At 34.3% G+C, this 25,555-nt stretch carries 23 protein-coding genes; 20 read left to right on the forward strand and 3 right to left on the reverse strand.

Features of this window, described 5'->3' with window-relative positions; all coding sequences use genetic code 11:
- Window positions 1-731 precede the first annotated feature (731 nt).
- The 12 genes from ESU54_RS07085 to ESU54_RS07140 all read left to right on the forward strand — a co-directional run bounded on the left by ESU54_RS07085 (window position 732) and on the right by ESU54_RS07140 (window position 10,761).
- Window positions 732-890: a hypothetical protein gene (locus ESU54_RS07085; RefSeq protein WP_249041325.1), complete on the forward strand. Its 159-nt coding sequence runs from the start codon at window positions 732-734 to the stop codon at window positions 888-890.
- A gap of 4 nt (window positions 891-894) precedes the next feature.
- Complete coding sequence (locus ESU54_RS07090; protein WP_146848094.1) at window positions 895-1,248, forward strand: single-stranded DNA-binding protein; 354 nt, start codon at window positions 895-897, stop codon at window positions 1,246-1,248.
- 78 nt (window positions 1,249-1,326) lie between these two features.
- A complete protein-coding gene (locus ESU54_RS07095; RefSeq protein ID WP_146848095.1) occupies window positions 1,327-1,707 on the forward strand; it encodes a DUF6876 family protein in 381 nt (126 codons plus the stop codon).
- A gap of 20 nt (window positions 1,708-1,727) precedes the next feature.
- Window positions 1,728-1,925 carry a hypothetical protein gene (locus ESU54_RS07100; RefSeq protein ID WP_146848096.1) on the forward strand — a complete coding sequence of 66 codons (198 nt, stop codon included), beginning with the start codon at window positions 1,728-1,730 and terminating at the stop codon, window positions 1,923-1,925.
- 393 nt (window positions 1,926-2,318) lie between these two features.
- Entirely contained in the window at window positions 2,319-2,705 is a 387-nt protein-coding gene (locus tag ESU54_RS07105) for a BfmA/BtgA family mobilization protein (RefSeq protein WP_111845905.1), read from the forward strand.
- An 11-nt stretch (window positions 2,706-2,716) separates the two neighbouring features.
- Window positions 2,717-3,745, forward strand: coding sequence for a MobB family relaxase (mobB, locus tag ESU54_RS07110; RefSeq protein WP_111845904.1), 1,029 nt, complete (start codon window positions 2,717-2,719; stop codon window positions 3,743-3,745).
- 10 nt (window positions 3,746-3,755) lie between these two features.
- Window positions 3,756-5,336 (forward strand): type IV secretory system conjugative DNA transfer family protein, encoded by a 1,581-nt coding sequence (locus ESU54_RS07115; protein ID WP_111845903.1) that lies wholly within the window; start codon window positions 3,756-3,758, stop codon window positions 5,334-5,336.
- Between the two features lie 450 nt (window positions 5,337-5,786).
- Entirely contained in the window at window positions 5,787-6,344 is a 558-nt protein-coding gene (locus tag ESU54_RS07120; RefSeq protein WP_111845901.1) for a hypothetical protein, read from the forward strand.
- A gap of 6 nt (window positions 6,345-6,350) precedes the next feature.
- Complete coding sequence (locus ESU54_RS07125; protein ID WP_111845900.1) at window positions 6,351-7,856, forward strand: hypothetical protein; 1,506 nt, start codon at window positions 6,351-6,353, stop codon at window positions 7,854-7,856.
- Window positions 7,857-8,204: 348 nt separating this feature from the next.
- Window positions 8,205-8,492 carry a helix-turn-helix domain-containing protein gene (locus ESU54_RS07130; protein ID WP_111845899.1) on the forward strand — a complete coding sequence of 96 codons (288 nt, stop codon included), beginning with the start codon at window positions 8,205-8,207 and terminating at the stop codon, window positions 8,490-8,492.
- A gap of 5 nt (window positions 8,493-8,497) precedes the next feature.
- Complete coding sequence (locus ESU54_RS07135) at window positions 8,498-9,748, forward strand: type II toxin-antitoxin system HipA family toxin (RefSeq protein ID WP_111845898.1); 1,251 nt, start codon at window positions 8,498-8,500, stop codon at window positions 9,746-9,748.
- Window positions 9,749-9,972: 224 nt separating this feature from the next.
- Window positions 9,973-10,761: a hypothetical protein gene (locus tag ESU54_RS07140; protein ID WP_111845897.1), complete on the forward strand. Its 789-nt coding sequence runs from the start codon at window positions 9,973-9,975 to the stop codon at window positions 10,759-10,761.
- 250 nt (window positions 10,762-11,011) lie between these two features.
- Here the strand turns inward: ESU54_RS07140 and ESU54_RS07145 are convergent, their stop codons facing one another.
- Complete coding sequence (locus ESU54_RS07145) at window positions 11,012-12,457, reverse strand: ApeA N-terminal domain 1-containing protein (RefSeq protein ID WP_111845896.1); 1,446 nt, start codon at window positions 12,455-12,457, stop codon at window positions 11,012-11,014.
- Window positions 12,458-12,968: 511 nt separating this feature from the next.
- On the opposite strand from ESU54_RS07145, the gene hsdR reads away from it, so the two are divergent.
- From hsdR to ESU54_RS07185, 8 genes are all read left to right on the forward strand, one after another.
- Complete coding sequence (hsdR, locus tag ESU54_RS07150; protein WP_111845895.1) at window positions 12,969-15,347, forward strand: EcoAI/FtnUII family type I restriction enzme subunit R; 2,379 nt, start codon at window positions 12,969-12,971, stop codon at window positions 15,345-15,347.
- Entirely contained in the window at window positions 15,348-16,790 is a 1,443-nt protein-coding gene (locus tag ESU54_RS07155) for a class I SAM-dependent DNA methyltransferase (protein WP_111845894.1), read from the forward strand.
- Complete coding sequence (locus tag ESU54_RS07160) at window positions 16,790-18,499, forward strand: restriction endonuclease subunit S (protein ID WP_111845893.1); 1,710 nt, start codon at window positions 16,790-16,792, stop codon at window positions 18,497-18,499. The genes ESU54_RS07155 and ESU54_RS07160 overlap by 1 nt, the downstream gene beginning before the upstream one ends.
- A gap of 908 nt (window positions 18,500-19,407) precedes the next feature.
- Window positions 19,408-19,698 (forward strand): helix-turn-helix domain-containing protein, encoded by a 291-nt coding sequence (locus ESU54_RS07165; RefSeq protein ID WP_111845891.1) that lies wholly within the window; start codon window positions 19,408-19,410, stop codon window positions 19,696-19,698.
- Window positions 19,679-20,542 (forward strand): reverse transcriptase family protein, encoded by an 864-nt coding sequence (locus ESU54_RS07170; RefSeq protein WP_111845890.1) that lies wholly within the window; start codon window positions 19,679-19,681, stop codon window positions 20,540-20,542. The genes ESU54_RS07165 and ESU54_RS07170 overlap by 20 nt, the downstream gene beginning before the upstream one ends.
- A 214-nt stretch (window positions 20,543-20,756) precedes the next feature.
- A complete protein-coding gene (locus tag ESU54_RS07175) occupies window positions 20,757-21,470 on the forward strand; it encodes a hypothetical protein (protein ID WP_111845889.1) in 714 nt (237 codons plus the stop codon).
- Window positions 21,471-21,830: 360 nt separating this feature from the next.
- Complete coding sequence (locus ESU54_RS07180) at window positions 21,831-22,715, forward strand: DUF488 domain-containing protein (RefSeq protein ID WP_111845888.1); 885 nt, start codon at window positions 21,831-21,833, stop codon at window positions 22,713-22,715.
- A 3-nt stretch (window positions 22,716-22,718) separates the two neighbouring features.
- Complete coding sequence (locus tag ESU54_RS07185; protein WP_111845887.1) at window positions 22,719-23,540, forward strand: hypothetical protein; 822 nt, start codon at window positions 22,719-22,721, stop codon at window positions 23,538-23,540.
- A gap of 158 nt (window positions 23,541-23,698) precedes the next feature.
- Here the strand turns inward: ESU54_RS07185 and ESU54_RS07190 are convergent, their stop codons facing one another.
- Complete coding sequence (locus ESU54_RS07190) at window positions 23,699-24,550, reverse strand: nucleotidyl transferase AbiEii/AbiGii toxin family protein (RefSeq protein WP_111845886.1); 852 nt, start codon at window positions 24,548-24,550, stop codon at window positions 23,699-23,701.
- Entirely contained in the window at window positions 24,531-25,532 is a 1,002-nt protein-coding gene (locus ESU54_RS07195) for a type IV toxin-antitoxin system AbiEi family antitoxin (RefSeq protein ID WP_111845885.1), read from the reverse strand. The genes ESU54_RS07190 and ESU54_RS07195 overlap by 20 nt, the downstream gene beginning before the upstream one ends.
- Window positions 25,533-25,555 lie beyond the last annotated feature (23 nt).

Here is a 25,555-nt window from a genome sequence, read left to right on the forward strand (position 1 = left end):
TCGCTTATTCCCGAAAAAGTCGGGAACCGGCCAAACTCCATTCCATCTACGTCTTTAAAGTTACGTCCGCCTTAAATCCCGCTATGAATCAAGTTCGGTTCTTATAACCTATTCAGCACTTTACCCTGCTTTACGCGAAAAGCTTCATTCCGAGAAAAGAGCTTCTCTACAGAGATCTTGGACACCATCCCCAATTTCTGCTTTCCATTAAACTAACCCGATCCGCTGGGCTGGACCGGGACGCTACATTCCAAACTGAAATTGTGAACGGAGTCCGCTTTAAATCCTGCTGAGAATCAAGTTCAGCACATTCCCCTGCATTCCGCGAAATGCTACATTCCGGGCAATGAGCTTCTCTACAAACCTCTTGGACACCATCCGCAATTTCTACTTTCCATTCCACTAACCCGATCCGCTTCGCTGGAACGGTACACTTCATTCCAATCCGAAATCGTGAACGAAGTCCGCCTATTCGAAATTAACAATTCTGCATTTGTTCCACTTCCCTTGATTTAGTATTTCACATAAGTTTTTAGACATACTCCCGCACCGGCGCTGTCCCTACCATTTTTTTGTAGGCAAAATACCAACATTCGGAAGTTAAACGGACTGCATAACCGGTCGTAAACTCCCTTTTATAAGTCCTTATTAATTCCAAATATTGAAATGTATCAGCAACAAAAAAAGGTAACAGCGAAGGCACTATGGGAAGTAAATCTAAAACGAAAATTATGAAATCTTACGAAATCAATAAAAGGGAAGTGGAAACAAAGTTAAAAAAACAAAAAAAGGAAAACGCTTTGGATATAATAAGTAAATCACTTCAAAAAAATATAAACGTAAACTATCTGAATGGTTCAGATAGCATTTTAATTAATCTTAAATCTTAACATCATGAGTACATTAAAAAACAAAGTACAGTTAATCGGGAACGTAGGAAATGAACCCGAAATCAAGACCCTTGAAAGTGGTAAAAAAGTTGCCAATTTTTCATTAGCTACCAATGAATTTTATAAAAATTCAAATGGCGAGAAAGTGCAGAATACCCAATGGCATAATATAGTAGCCTGGGGTAAAACTGCTGAAATTGTTGAGAATTATGTAGGCAAAGGAAAAGAGATTGCTATTGAGGGCAAATTGACCTCCCGTTCCTATGAAACCGAAGCAGGAGAGAAACGATATGTTACCGAAGTGGTGGCAGATGAAATTCTTTTGTTAGGAACGAAAACAGATGATAAAACTGAATAGTTTCAGTAAAAATTAAGAGGGCGTTTCAGTCGAAAGTAGCGCCCTCTTATCATTTAATAACTTCAAAATAGAAATAAAATGAAAGCACAAGTTAATGAAATAAAAGAAGGATTACAACATTTTCACGGAACGGAAATGTTCTATCAAATCCCATTATTAAGAACACGATTTACAGACGGACTAAAATATCTAGCCAATGTGGCGGATTGCTTTTGGCTAATTACAGATACTTCAGTAATTGCTAAAAGTCTGATGAACCGAAGTGAATTTATAACTATAGACTTTAAAAGATTGTCCGAGGAAAAACAGGATTATACAGGTTATGAAGCCGAAATTACGTATACAGATGGAAACGATAACATTTTGGAAAAGCACGGCTATCGCGCAACCGATTTTCCATTGGATGAACTGCGATTATTTTTTGTAAATGACACGCTGATGTTACCAAGCGAATATTAAGAAATCTAAATCCAAATGTTATGATTTATCTTAATTATTCAAACTTGAACGAGGAAACCCAAACACAACTTTTGAAAAATTCCAAAGAGGAAATACAAGAACGGTTTGGAGATGATATCCGAAACTATGCAGACGAACATCATATTGATTTTAATACGATGCTCGAAGAGGAAGCACAGCGAAATCTTTACAGTTATGATTTTGTATTTGTTATTTGAATCTTAGAACAGTAACCAAAAGACCTTTGAAAATCTCAAGGGTCTTTTCTTTTTGTGAATAATTCATTGAACAATCCGCAACCGAATGAATGCTTTGTTGAAGAAAATTTTGATTGTTAAAATTGAATTTCATAAAAATTGATAATCAATTCTAAATTTCAAATAGGACACTTAATTTTCTATAAAAGGTTCTAAAATTTTGTCCGTGCGCGGACAAATTGGAGAAGCAAGAGGGTAACACGCTGCGCGGTGTTAATGTTCCAATTAATTTTACAAATCGCTGATTTATAGAACTTTGTATTTTTAAAATAGTTTGAAAGAGTGAAGTTTAAGAATGTTTTTCACGAAAAAACTTTTCCGAAGTAGCAAAATCAACAAATATTTCACGAAAAAATGGATAAAGGATATGAAAAGGAACGATTTGAAAGCTTAAGCATAAAGCGATCTGTAGCCAAAAAATTCAGAAGCTATTGTAAGTCGATTTCCAAATCGCAGTCAATAACGCTATTGTTGATGTTAGAGTTTTTTCGTGACCACGGCATTTCTCCTATGGATTCGTTAGGCCCACATCTGATGGCATCGGAAGTACGGATTCTAAAAAGGATCAATGCTGTGATAGCTATAATGAGAGATATGGAAAAAACACAAACAAAACCAACGGCAGCTATGATACTTTCTCTGTTTGAGGAGTCAGCCCCGAATGAAAAGCCACTCATTTTGGAAAAGAAATTGACGGAAGAAAAACCATTGAAATACAGGGAAGGACAGGATGAAAATTAAAATTAGTAGTAATGTATATAACAATCACGCCCCAAAAGTTGGGAGATAACTATTCACAAAGTGCGGCTGATTTTGTGGAATATCTTGAAAAGGAAAATCTAATTCTGGAAGGTGAAAATGAGGAATTCTTTTTCAATCAATATGAGGATAAAATATCGGCAAAGGAAGTGGTGCGGGATATTGATGGCAATACGGGCAAACTTAAAAAGATAGAACCTAAATTTTACTCAATTACCGTTAGCCCGTCGAAATATGAACTGAAGCGTCTGCAAAATAGTAGCGAAGATTTAAAAAGATATACCAGGGAATTGATGAAGGATTATGTGGCCTGTTTCAACCGTGAAATAAACGGCAAGCCCATAAGTATTGATGATATAAAATATTATGCAAAAATTGAACACCAACGTACTTTTAAAGGGTCGGATATTCAGATTCGGGAGAATCAACCTTTTGCTACTAAAATAATGGAACTTCAAAAAGAAATAAGGACTATTCAATCTGGAGAAAAGGAGGGAGGTATCAAAGATTTAGAAAAACAAATAGTGAAATTGGAACGGGAAGCTCCTCATCAGCAAAATGGAAAGCGGATTGTCAGAGGAATGCAAAAAGAAGGTAATCAAAGCCACATCCATATTATAGTGAGCCGGAAGGATGCATCAAATTCTTTAAGTCTTTCTCCAGGGAGCAAATACAAATCGTCTGAGGTAATGATGAAAGGTAAGTTAGTAAAACGAGGATTTGACCGGGACCAGTTTTTTACGAAATCAGAGAAAACTTTTGATGGGACATTTGGCTATAAACGAAATTATGTGGAAATATACCGAGCTAGAAAGGAATTTATAAAAAATCCCAATTTCTATTTTTCGGCTTTATTGCAATTACCGACCAATGAAAAAGCTATAGCGTTTAAATTGATGCGGGAATCTGGAATGCCAATCCAAAGCATTCCAACAAGCTCGGCACAATTGGCACTAAAAGTATTCAATAGACTGAGGCGGGGAGTGGAAGTCGCTATCAAATCCAGTTCAATAGGAATCTAATTTTAAAAATATGGACTTTAATAATCCGATAATAATTATTTCTGTCATCGCTACCGCCAGCTTCATTTTTTATCTCTTATTCCGGTTGATAAGATTGGCATTTTGGATAAACCTGATTTTGATTGTTTGGATGCTGTATTATATTTCGGATTCGTTTGGTTTGTCAAATTCATTACTTTATTTTGGATGTCCCATTTTGTTAATAAACACTATTCTGTATGTCTTCTTTCAAAAAGAGGATAATACGAATGAAGCTGGTTCCAAATACGAAGTCCATTTTAAATTAAATCGAGGTGATTTCAAAATTCAAAATATCAGGAGAGGTGCGTCAATAATTGGAGCAGCAGGTAGCGGAAAGACTGAAAGCGTAGTTTATGGGTTTCTGAAACATTTCAAAAAGCATTCTTTTTGTGGAGTGATCCACGACTATAAGGATTTCGAGATTACTGAAATGGCTTATCCACTTTTTAAAGATTCGGAAATTCCTTTTTATATAATTTCATTCGATAAAATAATACATCGGGTAAATCCCATTGCTCCGAGGTATCTTGAAAATGAAGAAAGCGTAAATGAAGTTTCCCGAGTTCTTATTGAAAATCTTCTGGAACAACGGGAATCGGGCGCCACAGGAAGCAATAAATTCTTCAATGATGCTGCTGAGGGGTTGATCGGTGGGCTTATTTGGAAACTTCGAACCTCCTATCCACAATTCTGTACACTGCCGCATCTTATTGCAATTTATCAATATCTCGATACAGAAAGCTTGGTTACTTTTTTAAGCTCAAACACTACTTCCCGCGCAATGGCTGATGCCTTTATTAGTGGAAAGGATTCCGAGAGACAAACGGCAGCGGTAAAGAGTACCTTGGCCAATGCCTTAAAGCGCCTCAGCACCCAACGGATATTTATGGCACTCTCAGCGGATGAGGTCCCTCTGAATATAAACAACAGAAATAACCCGGCGGTGATCTCTGTGGTGAACAACCCGAAATTTGAAACCGCATATTCTCCCGTAATTGCTACAATAATTCATACCATTACCAAACAGATGAGCGTTCGTAATTCATTGCCTTCATTTTTGATGATGGAGGAAGCCCCAACAATACGGTTATTAAATATGCATCGCATTCCAGCCACCTTGCGGAGTTATGATATTGCGACTATTTATGTAATGCAGGATAAGATACAGAACGATATGATGTATGGAGATAAGGCGAGCAAGGCTATTTTGAGCAATCTATCCTATCAATTCTTTGGAAAAGTGAATGACCCCGACACGGCTAAATACTACGAACGGTTTTTTGAAATAGTAAAAGATCCCACCAAGAGTATAAGCCGTGGCCACAACCTAGATTTTGATACCCGAATTACAACAGGGGAGAAGGAGATTCCAAAAATTCGGGCAGATGTATTTTTTCGTTTAAAGCAAGGGGAGTTTATTACCTATGCTGATGGGAAGGATAAGAAGGTGCAATTTAAACTTTCGAAAATTGAAAGATATTTTTCCAATAAAATCCGCAATTATACAGAAGCTGATTTGGAAGAAAATTTTGAGAGGATATATCGAGAGGTCAGGTCTATCTTTAAATAGATTAATTTTTTTTAATGATTGGGCGCAATTTAAAATAATTGATTAAAATAAATCATTTGGATCTGGTTCCTATGACTTCTCCTTTTTTATGCTTTTATTTAACTGCTGGGACAAAGCCGGAAAACCCGAATTCAGAAACTTTTTGTTATCCCGACATTTATAGTTACAGTTATTCAGGAATGCTCGTTGGCGAAAACCAGTTGACAAAAGCAAGGATTATAAATATTGGAAAGAGTTTTGGAACGAAAATAAAAACTCGCTAACTTGGGATAATAAAAAAGGACATTTCGTAGCTGACTGAAAAAAGTAGCGTTTTCCAACAACGCATCCTATGAAAAGTACTAATCCCGTTTCTAAAATAATATTCTTATTTTATTTATCTTATTCAAATGAATCTGCTGCTACTATTATTATAATTTCGGTAATTTTGCGCTTCAAAATTACTGAATTATGAAATATACAATTTTAGTTATCTTTTTAACAATAAGCGCCTTTGCACAAGGACAGGACTACAAAATTTCCCAATATTATGAAGGTTATATCATCAAAAAGGACGGCACCAAGGAACGAGGCTACATTTTATATGACGATGAATCTGTTAGGTATGAAAGCGTAACCTTTAAGAAAGAACAAAAAGGCAAAAAAGAGCGATTTAAACCAAAGGATATCGCTGGTTATAAAGTTTCCGACAAGGTGTATCACACAGTGCAATTTCAGGATATTCCTTTTAAAAATACTAAATTTTTGATGTTGGAAAAAGAGGGTTGCTTAAATATGTATTCTTACAGAACGCTTTCTGAGGGAGCATGGTCTACTGTAATGATTTTGAAAAATGACGAAAAGGCCATAAATACACAGAACTTTATTATGGGTTATGCAGATAAAATGGCAGACCTCGTAAAAGACGATCAGGAATTAGCCGCTAAAATTAAGAATAAGGAAAAAGGCTATTCGTTGTTAAATATAGAGGCAATTGTAGATGAATATAACAGCAATTGTAAAAAATAGAACCAGATGAAAGTATTTACTTTTTTTACTTTAGTTTTTATTTCACTCAATGCCACTGCACAAAGTTTTTCTTGGGGTTTTCCCTTTGGGAGAGCCGATGAAACAGAAAAAGACATAACTCATGTAGTGACCGAGGACAAGATTTATAGGATTTCTTCAAAATATGATTTAGGCACTTTTAACCAAAAAATAACGGTGGATCAGTTTTCATTGAATGATTTGGAAAAAAGCGGAAGCATTGATTTATCTGTAGAGCAGCCTATGATGGGCGTGGCAAGTTTGACCTTTAACAGTATGTTTCAAAAAGAAGGTTCAGCATTTATCTTTTTCTACACAGATTATGACCGAAAAACCAAAAAGAACAACTTGCTTTTTCGGGAAGTGGACATCAATTCTGGAAAGTTGGGCGAGCTACAGACAGTAATGGAAATGGATACGAACGATGGTAGGTTCGTGATCTCCCAAAGTGATAATAAACAATATTTTGCCGTTTTAAAAGAGCTTCCGTATGCCAAAAAATCCAATGAAAAAGTGGAGTTATTTCTATTGGATGACAAAGCAGGAATTCTAAAGGAAACAACCCAGGAATTTGAATTTGAGGACAAACGCGACAAACAGCACTCACTCTATGTTTCCAATGAAGGGCAGGTAATTTTGGTGAAAAAAGTTGATGAGAAAAAGGAAAAGCCTTACCTCAATTTATATACTTGGAACACAGCCGAAAACACGGTTTCCTCTATTTCCCTAAAACAGCAGGACGATTATCAAATCCCACAATTTGAAGGGAAATTTCACGAAAGCAATTTTTACTTTTTAGCAATTTTGACATATGAAAAATCAAGCAACTTCGGTCTGAAGATAGATATGAATGGTAGAAACTCCGGCGTTGGTGCTAATGGTATCTTGGCCTTAAAAATAGATAGTATGGGAAAGGTGGTCTTTAATCAAAGAAATGATTTTGAGAAAATAATTGCCAACTTAAATCTAAAGGATTTTCTTTTTGATAGTACTGGAATATGGGCTATTTATGATCGTATGTATGTTGAAAAAAAATCAAAATCCAGCAATTTGACCGATGGTGATTTCAGTTATGATTACAGTTATTTGAATAATGGATTTGTAATAAACAAACTTGATATAAATACTGGGAAATTGGAGTGGTCAAAAACTATTGATACTGCAGAGCCCAATACAACAAATGACAATGGCGATTTTCTCTCCACGCTATTTTATCTTGATGGCTCCAATTTGGTTTTGCTTTACAACGAAACAATGGATTTGAACAAGGCAAAAGTTCATGTTATTTTCAATCGTCGCTTTCCCATTAAAGAAGTCATTTCCGCTTCAGGCGAAACAGTGTCCCGCGAGGCATTGCTTTCAGCAGGTATTGGTGTTACTAAAGAGGAAGAATTTGAACTTAACACACAATTCCTCATTCCAGTTTCAAAAAACACTTTTATTCTTCGCGCCAGTAATAGAGCGGAATATAAATATGGAAAGATGAAGTTTTAAGGAAGATGAGATTCTTCTCGTTTATTGCTTTAATTATCAGGTATTATGACGAGGACTACATAATTTAAAGATATAGCCAAAGCTTGCCAAAGCTCGTTCAGGAGCTATCAAGTCCTCTAAGAAATGAATATTTTGACGAATTAGAAAACTGGATATTATCTATTGAATCTATGGTGATTTTTAAAACAAGACCTGAGGTTAGAATCTTGAGGTAATGATTTTTTTTCGTTTGCAATTCTGTGGACGAAACAAAAATAATTTTCACCTATGTTTTCGATTGAGTAGCAAGACTATAGATGTTGCTTATTAAATACAAAATAACTATATTTGTTGTAAATAAGCATCATTATGAGTTCTAAAAAAGCAATAGTCCTTCCAAAGTATCGAAAAATATTCGCACAAATAGGAGAAAATATAAAGCTTGCACGTAAAAGAAGGAAACTCACCGCCGAACAGGTTTCGGAACGAGCAGGGATTCACAGGACTACTTTATACCGAATCGAGAAAGGCGATCCAGCAGTTGCCCTTGGATTATATTTTAATGTTTTTAGAGTACTTAACCTACAGGATGATTTTCTTAAATTGGCGGTAGATGATACGTTTGGTAGAAAATTGCAAGATCTTGATCTATTATAAATATTATGGCGAAAGGAAAATTTGACATATACGTGTTTGCAGATTGGGCGGCACTTGAGAATCCAACTTTGGTCGGAATCCTTTCCGCTCATTTTGCCAAGGGCAAAAAAGCTTTTAGTTTTGAGTATGATAAAGATTGGTTGAAAACTGATGCGCAACGATTACTAGATCCAGATATTGAATTCTATCCAGGGCCCCAATACCCAACCAACAAAGAGAATTTCGGAATCTTTTTGGACAGTATGCCCGATACTTGGGGGAAAACTTTAATGAAACGTCGAGCGGCACAAGACGCTAGGACTAGGGGAGAGAAGGCAAAGAAGCTGTATGAAATAGATTACCTTCTTGGGGTCTATGATGAGAGTAGGATGGGGGCTTTACGCTTTAAAACAACACTGAACGGTCCCTTTTTGGACAATGACGATCAAAGTCCGACACCGCCTTGGTCCTCGCTAGGGGAGCTTCAGGAAGCGGTTAATCAATTGGAAGGTGATGATCAAAGTGATGCTATTAGAAAATGGCTGGCTGTCTTGATTGCGCCTGGTTCCTCTTTAGGTGGGGCCCGACCCAAAGCAAATATTCTGGACGCCAATAAAAATCTATGGATTGCGAAGTTTCCATCAAAAGCGGATACGATAGACAAAGCTGCTTGGGAATTTCTGGCTTATAAACTTGCCATAGCCGCAGGGATTGAAATGGCGGAATCTTGTATAGAGCAGGTGAGTGGCCAATACCACACTTTTATGACCAAACGTTTTGATAGGGACAACGGAAAACGCGTTCATTTTGCCTCGGCAATGACAATGACAGGGAAGACTGAAGATTCTATCAAGGATAGCGCGCCCAGTTATTTGGAAATTGTTGAGTTTATAGAGAATTACGGAGTTGATGTAAAAGCCAATCTACATCAACTATGGCGCCGTATAGTATTTAATATTGCTATTTCTAATACGGATGATCATTTAGGGAATCACGGGTTTATCCTTAAAGAAAAGGGTTGGGTATTATCACCTGCTTATGATTTAAATCCGTCTGTAGAGAAGGATGGCTTATCCCTGAATATTGATATGGAAGATAATGCCTTAGATTTTGAACTGGCGAAAAGTGTGGGGGCGTATTTTCGATTGAATGAAGCTGAAATGGAAAATATTTTGAATGAGATGAGGACTGTGGTTAAGGATTGGGAACAAGTTGCTATTGGAATTGGTATTAAAAGACGGGAGATTGAGATAATGGAGGGGGCTTTTAGGGGGTGAGAGCTCAAAGTCGGGAGACTTTATTCAGCAGGGTCTTTGACGGTCCAAGCATGACAGTTTCGGTTTCAAAGGATCGCCGCCAAAGGAGAGTGAAATAATAAAACGCTCTTTCTAAATAGTCTTTTACGGATGAATTGAGAAAAACATTAAGATTTTCTAGAGGGGTTTTATCTTTAAAGATAAAATGTAAAGCCAACTCAACATTAAGAAATACTATAATAAAAATGGATAAAAAAAATGAAATACCGAATTGGGAATTAGAACCATATCAAGAATTTGGTACGGATATACGTAACCTTTATAATTACTTTAATCAGTTTAAGAATTGTATCACTTTTAATTCAAATTTACCACAGCTTTTTGATGTTTTAAATGAAGCCGCGAGTTTAATCGATACAGAAGTTGATAGTTTAGATAGGGATTCAGCACAAACTACCGCAGACTTTGCCCAAATTGAATTAGAGAATGACTTTTCATTTATTCATGGGCAGTGGTCCATTTTATTATACACGAATTTAGAGGCTTTAGTAAAGAAATTGGTAATAAATAATATCATTCACACAGATTTTGAGGAATTAGATGTTTTTAAGAAAATTAAATTAGGAAAATTTTCAGACCTCAGTTTGCCAATGAGATATGATTCAATTTATCGTCATTACGAATTTAAAGTTTCAAGTGGCAAAGGTTATGGAATAAAAAGGTTCGAAGCCATATTAAGACCGTTTGGGTATGATTGGGAATCAAGAGATATAACTTGTGAAAAAATTAATGAGTTGGCACAAGTTAGAAATCTTTTATTACATCGAAATGGAGTTGTCGATAGTTCTTTCATCGAGAAATGTCCCTGGCTTAAATTTTCACAAAGAGAAAAGATCAATGTTAGCTATGAAATGTATTTATCTTATTTTAGGGCAATAACAGATTTTGCAGTTTGTTTACGTCATAGGATAAGAGAGCGAAATGGTGAGAACATAGAACTTATCAAGAATGAATACGAAAAAAACTTTATCTAAAATCTTTTGAAAATCATTTGAGATTAAAGAACTCTGTAGCACAAGAAATTTACAAAATAGACAATTTCAATTATTACAGGTTTTCTATGGAAAACATCTTTTAAAAAGATTGAAACTAAAATTTGCCTGTTGCGTATTGTTATAGGAGGCTTATATGTAGTGCTTACTTTCTTACTAATATTGTTTGCATTGTATGCAGCTGATAATATTCAGTGGATTGATTTATCATCTTGGATAACTTGGATATATTTTATCTAGGAATTTGTCTATTAATATCTGGATTAGAGTCGATTCTGTCTGCGATTTGGGTATGTTCCATACCAATAGAATCCAAGATGCATATACAAAGTAGCGCCTGCGAAAATCCATATAATGAGTTCAAGTCTTCTCCTTGAAAGGTCTTGTTTATTTTACCGTGAGAAAGTTTATGTCTGTACTCTTTTGCCTTATAAGGGTATGATTTAATTAAAGCCTTGTTTGCTCTAAGACTTATTAAAATATCTAAATATTTATCACATAGAAATTTAAGTTTATATGACAAATTTGCCTGTTTCGGGAATCTTAAGTGATTGCCTACCCATTGTTTTAATTCCTTTGATTCTATGGCATTATAAACCTTTTGTCTTTCTGCTATGAAAGTCTCGTTTATATATTTGTATTCTGGATTCAAGTAATCATAATAGGCCTCTAAACCTTGTATCAAGTTCAAATAACGGTTATTAAAATTAACATTAGAAATAGCACCATCCTTGCCCCAGTCTATTGTATCAAGATAAAAATCATATATAGGTTGTAAATTTTGGTTTTGAAACCAATTTTTCATAAAATTATTTAAAGAATCTTCAGACTCTGTCCAACCACTAAAAAGTAACCAGTTTTGATTTAATTTACGTCGATTTTCAAATGGCTTTTGATTTAAGGTAAGACGACTGTAAATATAAGTGTGCCCCATATTTTTCTCTACGTCATCTGATTTTTGAAGTATTAAATTTGTGTGTTGATGATGATTCTTGATGTTCTCAAAATCAATTTTCGCACTTTTAATGATGAAGGCTAATTTCCTACGTGAAGAAAACTCCATCATTTTTTGAAGTGTGACACAATCTTGATATATCCTATCAATATCAACAGTTTTATTATAGTTGAACTTAAGGTGGTTGCTGTGCTTGACTTCATAATTTTTGCTCATTGAAAATGTATGTCTTTTTGAGTCAACAATATCAATGCTCAGTTCATCATCAATTCTAAACGTATTTGAAATTTTCACATATTCATTTCTTGGATTCTCCTCTTCATAATTCCTACTATTCCATCCGTTGTAGAAATTATCAGAATTTGGATATAAAACTTCAATATGATTAAACTTCAAATGAGTTCTTTGTAAGATATGAACATAATTAAAAACAAATTGAACACTGTAATGCAACTGGTATAAATCCCCACCTATGGGTGCTAATTTTGAAAATGAGCAAGCAAAAAGAGTTATGTCGCCTAAGGGACTATTACTTGTATCGCCCAAGATAAGCTCAACATTATTATCTTCTCGTTTTGTATTTGCAAACTCAAATTTGTTACCACTCAAATAGGAAGTAGTAAATAATTGTAGGGTTATCGTACTTTTATTGTCCTCCAGAAATAATTTACCGGGTATCTTATTTTCTGAATTTGGTAAATACCAGAGACCCGATTCTTTCATATTTGTAACTTTTATAGCTGAAGCATTATTCAGAGATTAGTATTATTCAAATATGCCGAAATAAAATTTAACGTTATTGAGGAATCCCTCAAAAGAATGACTTTTTCTTTTTGTAATATTAGACTTTGTTAAGTTTTTTGGATTGACCCATTCCGTCAGCCAGCGGTGTTTTTATGCCGATTAAGATTTCTTTCTGCGACCATTTTCCTCTTAATTATTAATTGGCGGTTTGATTTAAAATTGTTGCTAGGGGAAAGGGCTCTTGATTCTTTAAAATATCCTTATTATTATATAGTTAATTATGTTTTCATTTATTTCCCGTTAATCTCTTAATGTTGCATAATACAGACAAGTTTTCATTTCTCTTAATTCCAGATTTAGGAAAACTGTTAAAATCCCCTTAAAATAAACTGTATATTTGAGGGAATTTACAAGGCTTTCACCCGTTTACGGAATCCCTCAAAGAAGTGAAGTGGCATTAATATATATTTGAAGGTTAATCAAATTGTCTATGAAGAAAAAAGACTTATCAGAATCCGACATAAAAGCAAAGTTTATCACTCCTGCCATCTTGAAGGCTGGATGGGATGAGCATACGCAGCTAGGTCGCGAGATTTTCTTCACTGACGGTCGGATCTATGTGAAAGGTAAACTGACCGCAAGAGGAAAGCGAAAGTTTGCAGATTACATTCTGTTTTATAAACCCAATGTTCCTATTGCGGTAATTGAGGCAAAAGACAATAAACACTCTGTTAGAGGTGGCATTCAACAAGCACTTGGATATGGAAATACTTTAGATATTCCCTTTGTCTTCAGTAGTAATGGAGATGGGTTTTATTTTCACGACAAAACAGCCACCGATGGCGAAATAGAAAGAGAGATTACTTTAGATGAATTTCCGAGTCCCGAAGAATTATGGACCAAGTACAAAAGATATAAGGGAATAGAAGCTGAGGAAGTTCAAGAAATAATTTCCCAAGATTATTTTCAAGATGGTTCTGGCTGTTCGCCACGATACTATCAACAAAATGCAGTAAACAGAACTATTGAGGCAGTTGCGAAGAAACAGCAACGAATCATTCTAGTGATGGCAACTGGAACAGGAAAAACATATACTGCGTTTCAGATCATTTATAGATTGTGGAAAAGTGGCGCAAAAAAGCGCATTTTGTTTTTAGCAGATCGTACGGCATTAATCGACCAAACCGCAAGAGGAGATTTTAGGCACTTTAAGGATGCTATGACCATCATCAAACACAAGCAGATTGATACTGCCTACAATGTTTATTTAGCACTCTATCAAGGTCTGTCGGACAGTTATGGTACTGATGCTTATAAACAATTTAGTCGTGAGTTTTTCGACTTGGTGATTATTGACGAATGCCACAGAGGAAGTGCGAAAGAAGATAGCAAATGGAGAGAAATATTAGAATACTTTAATACTGCAACACATATTGGTTTAACCGCCACTCCAAAGGAAACAACAGAAGTTTCTAGTACAGAATACTTTGGAGAACCGATTTACACCTATTCCTTAAAACAGGGAATTGACGACGGGTTTTTAGCGCCTTACAAAGTGGTTAAAGTAACATTGGACATAGATGCCGAAGGATGGCGACCACCGAAAGGATTTTTAGATAAGGAAGGCAATCCTGTGGAAGATAGGATTTACAATAGAACAGATTTTGATAAAAATATTGTTGTAGAAGAAAGACGAAAAGTAGTCGCTGCGAAAATCACCGAATTTCTAAAAGGCTATGATCGTTTTGCAAAAAGTATTGTTTTCTGTATTGACATAGAGCACGCGGAAGGAATGCGAACCGCTCTGGTGAATGCAAACGCTGATTTATTTGCGGAAAACAACAAATACATAATGCAAATCACTGGCGACAATCAAGAAGGAAAACGAGAGCTGGACAACTTTATCAATCCAAGTGAAACGTATCCTGTTATCGCCACAACCTCGAAATTAATGACCACTGGTATTGATGCCCAAACCTGTAAATTAATTGTTTTGGATAGCAATATTGGTTCAATGACCGAATTCAAACAGATTATTGGCCGAGGTACTAGAATCAATGAAGAATATGGCAAGACCTATTTTACAATAATAGATTTTAGAAATGTCACCAATCTTTTTGCCGACCCTGATTTTGATGGAGATCCAGTAATGATAAAAGTTGTAAGTGAAGATGAAGATCTATCAGGAACAGAAGATGAAACAGATGACAATCCAATTATTGACATAGATGGAGAAGAGGTTGAATTTCCTGAAACACCTGATTATCCTGAAATTCAAGGTGGCGGTGATATTGCAGAAGAGCCAAGAGCTAAAATACGTGTTGATGGTGTACTAGTGAAGATTGTAAATGAAAGAGTTCAGTATTTAGGCTCGGATGGAAAAATCATTACAGAATCATTAAAAGATTACACCAAAAAGAGCATTACCAAACAATACAAAACCTTAGAGTCTTTCTTAAACACGTGGAACAATGCGGATAAGAAGAAAGTCATTGTAAGAGAATTGGAAGAACAAGGCATCTTCTTTGAAGCGTTACAAGAAGAGGTAGGGAAAGAGTTTGATCCGTTCGATTTGATATGTCATGTAGCTTTTGAATCAAAACCCTTGACAAGAAAGGAAAGGGCTGAAAATGTGAAAAAACGCAACTATTTTACCAAATATGGCGATCAAGCCCAATTGGTGTTAAACAGCCTATTGGATAAATATGCCCAAGATGGTTTAATTACGATAGGTAGCACAGAGGTATTAAAACTCGATCCATTAAATAAATTAGGCACTGCAATGGAGTTAGTAAAAGCCTTCGGTGGTAAAACACAGTATATGGAAGCATTAAAAGAATTAGAACAAGAACTATACAAATTAGCATAAATGGCAAACGTAGGCGCTGTAATAAGCAGCATCAGAAATATAATGAGGCAAGACAGAGGAATCTCTGGCGATGCCCAACGATTGGAGCAACTGGGATGGATGTTGTTTCTGAAAATTATTGACGATAAAGATCAAGAATTAGAAATACTAAAAGACAATTATGTTTCTGTAATTCCGGAGAGATTTCAATGGAGATCCTGGGCTACAGATATCGAAGGGATTACAGGCGATGAACTCTTAGAGTTTATAGATAGCAACGCACACGACAACAAAGGCTTGTTTGCTACACTTCGTGATTTGACAAGTATAACCAACCCAAAAAGGGCTGCTATTGTAAAAGAGGTTTTTGAAGGTTCAAACAACTATATGAAGTCAGGTTATGAAATGCGGAAAGTTATTAATAAACTAAATGAAGTTGACTTTAATAATTCCGAAGACAAACATGTTTTTGGAGATATCTACGAAAGTATTTTGGTGGAACTGCGTGATGCAGGAAACAAAGGCGAATACTATACGCCAAGAGCTGTTACGCAGTTAATGACCCAAGTGATTGACCCAAAACTAGGTGAAAAGGTTTTAGACCCAGCAGCAGGTACGGGAGGGTTTTTAACCGCAGCAATTGATCACGTAAGAGAAAACTATGTTCATACAGTAGCTGACGAACGTATATTACAGCAAAGCATTACCGGTTGGGAATTTAAACCTGTGGCTTATGTATTGGGATTGACAAATTTGATATTGCACGAAATGGATGTTCCCGACTATCATTATACGGATAGTTTAAAAAAGGAATACAACAGCATTGGCGCAAAAGACCGCGTAGATGTTATTTTGGCAAATCCACCTTTTGGCGCAAGCATTGCCGATGGCGTAGAAACCAACTTTCCAGCCACCTACCGATGCAAGGAATCTGCCGATTTGTTTGTTATATTGATGTTGCAACTATTAAAACCAAGAGGACGTTGGGCTATTGTTTTGCCCGATGGGTCCATTACAGGCGATGGCGTAAAAGCAAGAATAAGAGAAAAACTATTGACCGATGCTAATTTACATACCATTATACGTTTACCACAAAGCACCTTCTTTCCTGCTACGGTAAGTACCAACTTATTGTTTTTTGAAAAAGGAAGTAAAACCAAGGATATATGGTATTACGAACACAAACTACCCGAAGGACAAAAATCGTATTCTAAAACTAAGCCTATTCAGTTTAATGAGTTTAAACCTATTATTGAATGGTGGAATGATAGAAAGGAAAGTGATGTTGCTTGGAAGGTGAATGTAAAGGATTTAAAAGATTGGGATTTGGATATTAAGAATCCTATCGTTGAGGTTGAAGAAGAGATGAAATCTTCTGAAGAAATTATACAGCTAATGAATAAGTCTTTGATAGATGAAGAAAAGATAATTAGAGGAATTGAAAAAATACTAAAATCATTTTAATGAGAGCTTCGAAAAAACAAAACACTGAAGCTAATTTGAAAAAAGGTCAATATTTTCAATTTATAGTTTCTAAGCTTTCAAAAAACAAACCATTGTCAGATGAAAGTGCACAGATCAATTTTGATAATTTAAATAACGTTCGTTCTGAAAAATATAAGGGATCAAAAAAATTAAAACCCATAACAACATTACCGAAAAATCAAATACCATTTGACATTCCTAAAAATTGGATTTGGTTGACTATTAAAGATGTAACCAAGTTAACAGACAATCTAAATATTCAAAAAGAGTTAAGACCAAATGACTTAGTTAACTATGTGGATATTTCCTGTATTGATAACAACAACCTAAAAATAAAGGAAGTTAAAACTAGTCAGGTAGATGAATTATCTTCAAGAGCGAGAAGAATTTTAAAAAAGGATTTTTTTCTTTATTCGCTTGTTAGACCATATCTAAATAATATGGCTATTGTTGAAAAGGAAAAAGAATTGATGATTGGTTCAACTGGTTTTGCTGTTTTCGAAAGTTTCTATTTGCAGAATGAATTTTTAAAATCTTGGCTTCTTTCTCCATTTATCAAAGATTATTTTCTTGAAATGATTTCTGGATTTAATTCTCCAAGTATTTCAATGAATCAGTTTTTGGATACTCCAATTCCTGTTGCACCGATTGAAGAACAAAAAGCAATAGTTTCTTTTTTTAACTCGTTAGAATCAAATAATAACGAAGAATTTAATACTCTGCCAAATGACCTTATTGATGGAATAGTTAAATTAGATAAACTGGAAGAATTTTCAAGTGTTTTATTTGAAAATATAGAAAATCGTAAATTATTAATACCACAACTCAAACAATCCATACTTCAAGAAGCGATTCAAGGAAGGTTAACGGCAGATTGGCGAGCATCCCGAAAGCTTTCGGGACCAGATACAGAAGCTGCAATCGAATTGCTAAAAAGAATAAAGGCAGAGAAAGAACAATTAGTTAAAGACAAGAAAATTAAAAAGGAAAAAACTCTTCCACCTATTGGCGAAGAAGAAATTCCTTTTGAATTACCTGATGGTTGGGTTTGGTGTAGGTTGGGGGATTTATGTTCAAAAACGGGAGCAGGAAGTACTCCAAAAGGAGGTAGAGCTGCTTATCCTAATTATGGCATTAAGTTTTTAAGGTCACAAAATATTTATGATGAAGGTATAAGGTATGATGGAATAGTTTTCATTTCTAAAACAACTCATGAAAAAATGAAAGGTACAAAAGTCCAAGCAGAAGATTTATTACTAAATATTACTGGCGGTTCAATTGGAAGATGTTGTATCGTTCCGAAGGATTTTGACACTGCAAATATTAATCAGCACGTAACAATAATTAGATCTGTTATTTTAGAAACTGGCTATTATCTGCATAAAATAATTGGCTCTCCATATTTTCAAAATATGATTCTTGAAGTCCAAACTGGGGCAGGGAGAGAAGGACTTGCTAAAAATAAAATGGATAATATTTTAATAGCCTTTCCTCCTCTCGAAGAACAAAAAGCAATCGTAGAAAAAGTGGAAAGCTTAATCCAAAAATGCCAAGTTTTAGGGCAAGAAATAGAACGCAGTGAGGCCAATGCTCAAATGCTTATGCAGGCTGTTTTGAAGGAGGCTTTCCTGCCAGCCGAAGCGTCAGCGCAGGCAGGTGAGGGTGAGGTGGAAGTTGTTGAAGTTTGAAAACACGCTAAAATTATTAATAAGGTTTCCTAGTTGTAGCTCTCCAAGAACAATGGAATAAACACTTTATATAAGTTGTGTATACTCAATAACGGTAAAGTGAAAAGCTGAATTATTTTATAAATTTAGCGTCCATGCCATATCAAACTTCAGTGCTTGTAGCTCTCACCAAACTGGGCATACAGGAAGTAGTTATCAGTAACTTAAACACAACTTCATCAAAAAACATAACTGATTTTCAGAGTTTTTAAATAATTCCCTATATTCAAAAAAATATAATCTGTTTTTTTATTAACTGTCTGCTATATTTTATGTATATTTGTATCAATAAATAGTTCTTTGAAAAGATGTTTCGAAGTCGAATTGCTAAATGGAGTTCACTTGACAGCCTGAAAAGGCAACCCAATTGGGTATTTTAACGGCACACATACCTCGCCCTAGATATCAACAGATACGTTAGGAGAGATTTTAACTGCGGTTAACTATTGCTACTTTATTTTAAGGAGCAGGGAATTTTAAGTGAGTGTAAGAGAACATTGTTTACACATTTAGTAACAGGCAAGATTTAGGCGAAGGAGCAGGGCCAACAATAATGTTGACCTGTAACTAAATTTTTTTATATGTCTAGATTAAAACAATATCGAAACATTGATAGTTTGATACAAAGTATTAAGACTATTAGAAAGAGCCAGTGTTCTCTTTCGGAGGAAGACTTAAATGTCTTGAATGAAGCATTAGAAATTCTATCTGTGCTTAAAAGGAAAAAGGGTAGAACGAATGAGCAAGTCCTAACGGAAATTGTGAAAGTCGTCGAATTATTATCTAAATTTTTCCTTTAAAACAGATGCTATGAACGTACAATGTAAATTAACAATCCGAACACTCCTTAATTTTTCACACTAAACAAAATGGATTTAGGTATAACTATAAAAAATATCAGAAAGCAAAAAAAGCAAACTCAAACCGAGTTTGCTTTAGCTTGTGGTATTACTCAAACTTATCTTTCCCAAATAGAAAGTAATCAAAGAGAACCTAATCTTTCAACTTTGAAATTAATAAGTATTGAACTGAATGTTCCATTGCCTATTTTATTTTTTTTATCACTCGACAAAGAAGATGTGGAAGAGAATAAGAGAGAGGCTTTTGAAATTATTGATCCTTCAATAAAATCTCTTGTGAATGAATTCTTTGCAGTTTAAAAAAAATGAATTCAAAAAACTATGTGCTACAATAGGATTTAAGCCTACAATAGTCTCAGATGTAATTTCTAATGTTGATAAATTCTATTACGAAAAGGTTGAAATCAAAAAAGACAAAAAAACTGGAGAAGTCAAAAAGTATAAGGATGGAACGGTCAAGAAAAGAACGCTTCATCCTTCTACAAAGGAATTAAAGGCAATACAAAAATCTCTAAAAAAGAATATTCTCGCTCCAATCTCATTACCAATTGAAGTACACGGGGGAGTGAAAAAGAGAAGCAATATTACCAACGCTAAACCTCACAAAGGCAATAAATTCATTTTCACTACAGACTTACAAGACTTTTATCCGAATATTAGCAATAGCCATGTCAATGAAACATTTTTGAGTTTAGGCTTTTCAAATCACTTTTCAAATTCTTTAACAAAGTTAACTACTTGGAAATATGCTCTTCCCCAAGGAACACCAACTAGTACACATATATCAAATTTGGTTTTCCTCAAAACAGATTTTGAATTAATCCAATTGTGTAACGCTAATAATATAACATACACAAGATATGTAGATGACTTAACTTTTTCATCTCCTATTGACTTTAGACATCTTCTAAATATAATTCTTGAAATAATTAAAAAAAACAACTTCAAAATAAGTTATCGAAAAACGAAGTACAAAGGAAATCAAACAGTAACAGGAATTAATATTTTCCTAAACAAAATAGAAGCACCAGAACATATTAAGGAAAAATCCAAAATAGAAATAGAGAATAATACTGAAATGAAACCATACTCTATCTATTTGGAAAATATACAAAAGGAAAACAAACGAAAGGGTAGCCGCTAAAGTGCTACATGAAATATATCTAGTAAAGAAAACATAGCTATTAAAGATTTACCGAGAAGTTTGTGTTTATTTGGGAAGACTTTCAACTTTGATTTTTGATATATTTATAAAATGAAAATACATAGAAATTAAAAATTCGTTTCTGTTTTACTTTATAAATGTAGTGTCTTTTTATACGCTACGTTCCTTATAACAACTAGCTAAAATTACAACAATGACTAAATATAAAAGGAGACTACCTTCAGAAGTACTTAACTCTCGACCTGAGATTAGAGAAACTGAAACGGCCATTTTAAAAGGTTTGATAGGAAGTATTCCAGCGGTAGGAACCTTGATAAATGAAATTTTATTTGAAAGTGCGAACAGAGTATATCAATCAAGAGTAAATGAAACAGTAGAAATCTTGAAGGAGAAAATTTCAAATATTGAAACAACACAAGTAAATAGAGAATATTTGAATAGTCCAGATTTTTTTGATTATACTAATGAGCTTTTCAAAAATATACTAAAAGCTAGATCAAGAGAAAAGAAGGAAGCTCTATCAAAAATGTATATTGAATCATTTGTGAAAGAATCTCAATTTGAAACAGATACTATTCGTTTATTTATGAATTTTGTAACAGAATTAAATTTAGTTCAAATCAATATTTTAAAATTTGTAAAAGAAAATCAGGACGAATTAATGGGTGTTGCTTCCTTTTTAAATTTTCACGGAAAATATTCATCCTTTCAAGGCGCATATAAATTAAGCAGATTTGAATTTAAATATTATTCCTCTGATTTAGAAAGCAAATCTCTTTTAAGCTTTGGGGCTGGATTGTCTGACTATTTCGATACTTCAAAAACTCTGGCTTTAGAGGATCACCACGATCCTTCTGCAATTCTAACTGAATTAGGAAGAGAATTTATAACTTATTTAACCAACTAACTTTGAGTAACCCAAAACTGAGATAAAAAAGTACTCTTTTCTTCATCAATACCCTCTTCCAATATCAACCACTTCTATCAGTTCCTCGCCATCCTTCATCGCTTAATAATTCCGCAAGATTTTTTGCACAGGCGATTCTGGATGAACGTTTCCAGCAGTATGTGGCGTAATCATAATCTCCTCGCCTTACCAAAAAGAATGATCCTTGGTCAGAGGTTCATAGCGGATTGTGAGCACACGTTTCAGATATGCGAGGGCAATAGTTTTATATCTACTAATAATCAGAATGGTTATAACAGATAGTGATGGATAGTCCAATAAAAATTATTAGATGGCACTTTTAATTGATAATTTTGTAAAATGTTTTATAGAAGAAAATTGGTGTTTGCTTTATTAGAGAATTTTGAAAACGGTCTTGAAAAGACTCGTCTTCAAAAATTAATTTTTTTATTAACTAAAAAGCAAAAAAATCCTAATTACGATTTTGTTCCTTACCGCTTTGGGTGTTACTCTTACTCTTTAAAAGCAGATTTACAAGCAATGGTAAAAAGAGATTGGATTACAATTTCTGAAAGAGGTTATGAATTAAAAACTGAAAAGAAGTATTACAATGAGTTACGTACAGACGATAAAAAAATTGTTGATGATACTATCTCACTTTATGGGAAAATGAATACTGAACAAATAACTAAGCATACTTATTTAAATTTCCCTTATCACGCCATTAATAGTACAATTGCAAAAAATATTCTGCCTGAAAAATATTATCTGCGCGTTGAAGAAGCTAAACCTAAAACTGATGAAACTATATTGTTTACTATTGGGTATGAAGGTATATCCTTAGAAGAGTATCTTAATAGGCTAATAAAAAATGATGTGAAGCTCTTGGTAGATGTTAGAAGAAATCCACTAAGTCAAAAGTTTGGTTTTAGTAAAAAACTATTAAGCGGTTTCTGTGATAATTTAGGAATTGATTATTTACATATTCCAGAAGTTGGCATTGACTCGAGTAAAAGAAGAGAATTGAATACTCAAAAAGATTACGATATCTTATTCGATGAGTACAATAATACAGTACTTGAAGAAACAATAGAGAGTCAAGATCATATACTCCTACTGTTGAAAAAACATAAAAGAATAGCACTCACTTGTTTTGAAGCGGAAACTTGTCAGTGTCATAGAACGCATTTAGCTGAGAAAATAGAAAAATCGCCTACATTTAAATATAAATTACAACACATTTAATGAATGGCGATTACAAAAGTTCTTATAACCGTAAAGACCTATCCTTCTCTTTCGGCTAGATATGGAGAGCTAGTCTGTACTGCTGGATTTCTTGAAGATGGATCTTGGATAAGACTCTACCCAATTCCTTTTAGAAAACTCAAGTACGATGAAAAGTATAAGAAGTATCAATGGATTGAACTAGATATAGTTAAAAACAATAAAGATTTTAGACCGGAAAGTTTTAGACCTGCTACCATCGATACACCTATAACTTTATTAGATACTATTGACACCAAAGGAAACTGGTATAAGCGGAAGCAAGTTGCCCTCAATAATATTTATACAGATATAAAATCACTTATTGCCGAAGCACATAATAAAGAAATCTGCACCTCGCTCGCAGTTTTTAAGCCAACAAAAGTTTTGGACTTCAAAATTGAAAAAGTTTCCTCTGAATGGGATAAAAAAAAGATTGATCAACAAAAAGCTCTTAATGACCAGGGCAATCTTTTTGAAATGGAAGAATTGCCGTTTGAAGTTGTAGAAAAACTACCTTATAAGTTTTCTTATGTGATTGAAGATGAAAATGGTGTTTCTAGTACTATGATGATTGAAGATTGGGAGATTGGACAATTATATAGAAACACATTGGCAGCTGCAGAAGGTAATGAAGCTATTGCTGTTCAAAAAGTAAAAGAAAAATACTTTGATTCTTTTGCTCTTAAAAAAGATTTACATCTGTATTTAGGAACTACAAAAGCTTTTCATTATCGATCTAAAAACCCTTTTATGATTATAGGCACATTTACGCCAAATATAGAAATTCAGATCTCTCTCTTTTAATTATGCTTTGTATTTTTCTGTAAGCAAGACTATAGTGATTCATTATCTGAATTGAAATTAAATTGTGTTTGTTGATGAAATACTCCAGACCGAAGGTCAGTTTGGGATTGAAGTAGTTAGGAAAGAGAATTGAAATTAAAGGAGTGAATAGGAACCTGCTATTTTTCATTTAACCCGTTAACTATGTTTTGAATACTCTGCAGCACCTCTTCATAGTAGATGGTTTTATGTGTTTCAATAATTTGATTGATGAGTATGCTTTCTGCTTTTTTGTTTAGTTCTTCATTTAAAATCTCTAAAATTGATACTATGGTTTCGGGGTGATTTTTTAGGAGTTCTTTGATATCTATTCCTAGTAGAACTGCTGCTGCAGTAGTATTCTTAAACGGTTCGATTCCATATACCTGGTCGTAATAATTGGTGGCAGCTCTTTCTTCGTGAATGGATAAATAATTTCCAAGAATAAACCCTATATCATCTGCATCCTTATTGTTAGTCTGGTTTCGGTCTTTCCAAGCAATTATTTTTAATATGAAAATACCGGTGAGAGAGGCGATTTTTATTTCGGTTTCATTGTCGATTTTCACTTTTAGCGCGGATTCATCGGCAGCGGAAAATCCTAGAACAGACATTGCTAGTTCTTCATTTGGTGGCCAAAATATCTTGTAATTACTTTTCATTATATCACCAAATGGCACAATATCTAATGGGAAGTTTCCACGATAGAGAAAGCGTTGTTTTTGATTTGGATCTTTGTTGAAGTTTTCAAGATTGATGATGTCGTCTTCCACTTTTTTCCATTGTTCCCAATCATTTACTGTGATGGCGATATCGAGATCGTAGGTTAATCGACCAGAAGTCTCATTATGCAATTCCATTATAATGTCTCTGGCTGTTGCACCTATTACAAAAAAGGAAATGCCTGCTTCTTTGAAGTAGGCGGTAAGCTCCAAAAGAATTGGCTTTAATAACGGATGTGAAAAATTTGCACTAGATATGTTGTAACTCATTCTCTAGTATTTTTTTAGCGGTTTCGATATTTCTTCCATACCCACTATTCATTAAATCGGCATATATTAAAAGTGGTGGTGCTGTTTGGCTACCATTTGTATCATTTCTCCAGAATTTTTGGAGGATTTCAATGTTCCCATCTTCACTAGGAATCAGGTGTAATTTGCTGGCAACTTCTGATAGTTCTAGATTAGTAAAGACAGTAAACTCTTCAGGTCTTAGACTTTCCGTGAGAATTGCTGCTCCGGGTTCGCCTCCCCAAAGAATAAAGCCATTTTGGGAATGAATATCTATGTTACGCCAATTTTTTAATTGTTCTGGATCTATGAAACGCATTCGTTTTCTTAAGATTCGAGGCCTGAGCACCGCATTAAAATCTACCACCCAACGTTCTAAGAGATCTGAGGTATTCTTAAGAATTCGTTCATTATTTATTTTTAGTAGATAGTGCAGTTCTTCTAGTTCTGCCATAACATTACTTACTGAACCAATAGATACGTTGGCCTGTTCTGCTATTACTCTGTAAGAATCTTGAAGATGCTCGGGATTATTCAATAAGTGAAATAGAATTTTTAATCCGGTTTCTTGAAAAGCGCGAGATTGATTGGTTTTATCCTTTTTTGTGGTTTTTTGACCTTCGACGAAAATTGCTAAATCTTTATATTTTATATACGCATTGCCCGCAACATCTATATAATTAATTCCTCGTTCTTTAAGTTCTTGAGTTGCTTTTTTAGAAATATATTCCGCTATTAAAACAATAGGCCTATTGCTATCGTTTTTGATTTCCTCCAATTGAGCTAAAACAAAACCTTGGTTAGATGTTCTAACAGTAGATTTGGTCTCTACAATAAATTGTAAATCATTTATAGTTAAGAGTGCATCATAATTGTTCCGATTGCTATCTACTTGTATAGGGATATCGATAAGTTGTTCTAACTTTGAAGTAGCTTCGTAAATAAAGTCATTGTTACGATACATAACTTTTTATGTTCATTATTTTA

The sequence above is a fragment of the Aequorivita antarctica genome, assembly GCF_007997155.1.
Taxonomy (GTDB): Bacteria; Bacteroidota; Bacteroidia; order Flavobacteriales; family Flavobacteriaceae; genus Aequorivita; species Aequorivita antarctica.

What these genes read in the sequence shown, in the direction of transcription:
- ESU54_RS07115 (WP_111845903.1), top strand. Translation starts at nt 3,756, where the DNA reads ATGGACTTTAATAATCCGATAATAATTATTTCTGTCATCGCTACCGCC.
- ESU54_RS07140 (WP_111845897.1), top strand. Translation starts at nt 9,973, where the DNA reads ATGGATAAAAAAAATGAAATACCGAATTGGGAATTAGAACCATATCAA.
- ESU54_RS07145 (WP_111845896.1), bottom strand. Translation starts at nt 12,457, where the DNA reads ATGAAAGAATCGGGTCTCTGGTATTTACCAAATTCAGAAAATAAGATA.
- ESU54_RS07175 (WP_111845889.1), top strand. Translation starts at nt 20,757, where the DNA reads ATGACTAAATATAAAAGGAGACTACCTTCAGAAGTACTTAACTCTCGA.
- ESU54_RS07160 (WP_111845893.1), top strand. Translation starts at nt 16,790, where the DNA reads ATGAGAGCTTCGAAAAAACAAAACACTGAAGCTAATTTGAAAAAAGGT.
- ESU54_RS07130 (WP_111845899.1), top strand. Translation starts at nt 8,205, where the DNA reads ATGAGTTCTAAAAAAGCAATAGTCCTTCCAAAGTATCGAAAAATATTC.
- mobB (WP_111845904.1), top strand. Translation starts at nt 2,717, where the DNA reads ATGTATATAACAATCACGCCCCAAAAGTTGGGAGATAACTATTCACAA.
- ESU54_RS07190 (WP_111845886.1), bottom strand. Translation starts at nt 24,550, where the DNA reads ATGAGTTACAACATATCTAGTGCAAATTTTTCACATCCGTTATTAAAG.
- hsdR (WP_111845895.1), top strand. Translation starts at nt 12,969, where the DNA reads ATGAAGAAAAAAGACTTATCAGAATCCGACATAAAAGCAAAGTTTATC.
- ESU54_RS07090 (WP_146848094.1), top strand. Translation starts at nt 895, where the DNA reads ATGAGTACATTAAAAAACAAAGTACAGTTAATCGGGAACGTAGGAAAT.
- ESU54_RS07170 (WP_111845890.1), top strand. Translation starts at nt 19,679, where the DNA reads ATGAATTCTTTGCAGTTTAAAAAAAATGAATTCAAAAAACTATGTGCT.
- ESU54_RS07155 (WP_111845894.1), top strand. Translation starts at nt 15,348, where the DNA reads ATGGCAAACGTAGGCGCTGTAATAAGCAGCATCAGAAATATAATGAGG.
- ESU54_RS07095 (WP_146848095.1), top strand. Translation starts at nt 1,327, where the DNA reads ATGAAAGCACAAGTTAATGAAATAAAAGAAGGATTACAACATTTTCAC.
- ESU54_RS07105 (WP_111845905.1), top strand. Translation starts at nt 2,319, where the DNA reads ATGGATAAAGGATATGAAAAGGAACGATTTGAAAGCTTAAGCATAAAG.
- ESU54_RS07120 (WP_111845901.1), top strand. Translation starts at nt 5,787, where the DNA reads ATGAAATATACAATTTTAGTTATCTTTTTAACAATAAGCGCCTTTGCA.
- ESU54_RS07195 (WP_111845885.1), bottom strand. Translation starts at nt 25,532, where the DNA reads ATGTATCGTAACAATGACTTTATTTACGAAGCTACTTCAAAGTTAGAA.
- ESU54_RS07185 (WP_111845887.1), top strand. Translation starts at nt 22,719, where the DNA reads ATGGCGATTACAAAAGTTCTTATAACCGTAAAGACCTATCCTTCTCTT.
- ESU54_RS07180 (WP_111845888.1), top strand. Translation starts at nt 21,831, where the DNA reads ATGTTTTATAGAAGAAAATTGGTGTTTGCTTTATTAGAGAATTTTGAA.
- ESU54_RS07100 (WP_146848096.1), top strand. Translation starts at nt 1,728, where the DNA reads ATGATTTATCTTAATTATTCAAACTTGAACGAGGAAACCCAAACACAA.
- ESU54_RS07085 (WP_249041325.1), top strand. Translation starts at nt 732, where the DNA reads ATGAAATCTTACGAAATCAATAAAAGGGAAGTGGAAACAAAGTTAAAA.
- ESU54_RS07165 (WP_111845891.1), top strand. Translation starts at nt 19,408, where the DNA reads ATGGATTTAGGTATAACTATAAAAAATATCAGAAAGCAAAAAAAGCAA.
- ESU54_RS07135 (WP_111845898.1), top strand. Translation starts at nt 8,498, where the DNA reads ATGGCGAAAGGAAAATTTGACATATACGTGTTTGCAGATTGGGCGGCA.
- ESU54_RS07125 (WP_111845900.1), top strand. Translation starts at nt 6,351, where the DNA reads ATGAAAGTATTTACTTTTTTTACTTTAGTTTTTATTTCACTCAATGCC.